The organism is Allosalinactinospora lopnorensis, assembly GCF_000981225.1.
In the GTDB taxonomy this organism is placed as follows: domain Bacteria; phylum Actinomycetota; class Actinomycetes; order Streptosporangiales; family Streptosporangiaceae; genus Allosalinactinospora; species Allosalinactinospora lopnorensis.
The window spans coordinates 1-1,507 of record NZ_LAJC01000175.1 but is presented as its reverse complement, the minus strand read 5'-3'; the positions used below and the strand labels follow the sequence as shown (position 1 = coordinate 1,507).

Sequence of the window (1,507 nt, the reverse complement as noted above, 5' to 3'; positions counted from 1 at the left end):
AATGCGTTGGCCGGTATGGTAGGGCAGCTGGTGGAGGCCGACTCCGCGTTGGTGGCCCCGTTGTTGCGTGGCAACTCCGCTGAAACATCTGCGCTGTTGACCGCGGTCGGGCAGTTGTATATCTCGGGTGTGGGGGTGGATTGGGAGGCGGTGTTCGCTGGCACCGGTGCCCGGCGGGTGGAGCTGCCCACCTACGCCTTCCAACGCCAACGCTACTGGCTGCACGAGCGACTGAACGACCGTTCGGTGCGTCCTCGCACGGGCGAGACGAACCAAGCACCGTCGCGTCGCATTGCAGAATCCGCCGCTGACAACGGTGAACCGGACCTGGGACAGCGTCTATCCGGCCTGCCGAGGCAGGAGCAGGAGAACATGCTGCTCGACCTTGTCTGCGAGCATGTCGCCGCGGTGTTGGGATACGCGGATCCGGAAGCGGTCGACGCCGACAGAACCTTCCAAGAGATCGGATTCGACTCTATGACAGCGGTCGAGCTGCGCAACCAGCTCAACGCGGCCACCGGGCTACGCCTGCCCACAACGCTGGTGTTCGATTCTCCCAACCCCGCGGTGCTGACCAAGCACCTACGGACCCTGCTTGCTCCGGAGGAAACGGCGGATGCCGACTCGGCGATCGAGGAACTGGAGCGGCTGGAAGCCACCCTTTCCAAACTGCCCACAGATACCGCCGCGCGTGCCCGGGTGATGCAACGGCTGCGGGACCTGGTCGCGGACGAGAACGGTGCGGAGGAGGTCGAGGACACCGACCTCGAATCCGCGACCGACGACGAACTCTTCAGCCTGGTCGATAGCCGATTCGGGCAGTTCTGAAATTGATCAGCACGGGTATCCGCTGCGTGCCGAGAAATGAGGATTGTATGGCGGGCGAGGACAAGCTCTGCGAGTATCTCAAGCGGGCGGTTGCCGATGCGTAGCAGGCCCATCGGCGTTTGCGGCAAGTGGAGGAGAAGGAGCGGGAACCGATCGCGATCGTCGCGGCGGGCTGCCGTTATCCGGGCGGTGCCCGTTGGAGGAGCTGTGGGAGCTCGTCGCCTCCGGAACGGACGCGATTTCCGCTCGGGCCGCGGTGGTGGCACGGGACCGTAGGGAATTCGTTGAGGGCTTGGCCGCGCTGGCAGCTGGCAGGCCGGCGTCGAACGTGGTCCATGGGTGGCGAAGCCTCACAGCAGGACCGTGTTTGTTTTCCCGGACCAGGGGGTGGCGCGGTCCGCAATGGGGCGGGAACTCGCGGAGTCGTCTGCGGTGTTCGCGGGGTGATTGGAAGCATGCGCTAAGGCACTGGCACCCCATGTGGAGTGGTCGCTGCCCGATGTGGTGTACGGACGACCGGACGCGCCGTCGCCGGACCGGATGGATGTGGCGCAGCCGGTGGCATTGGCGGGGGCGCTCTCGTTAGAGGACGCGGCGCGGGTCGCTGCTCTACGTGGACGGATCTTGGCCGGATCCGCCGGCCAGGACAAGAATGCCGGTGATAGGTCGCCTGAGGCGC

1 protein-coding gene is annotated in these 1,507 nt (G+C 65.7%); it reads left to right on the top strand.

Translation table 11 applies throughout. The features are described from left to right. On the top strand, positions 1 to 828 hold an 828-nt coding region (locus VS93_RS30810), incomplete at its 5' end, for a phosphopantetheine-binding protein (RefSeq protein ID WP_236700762.1). Between the last annotated feature and the right edge of the window lie 679 nt (positions 829 to 1,507).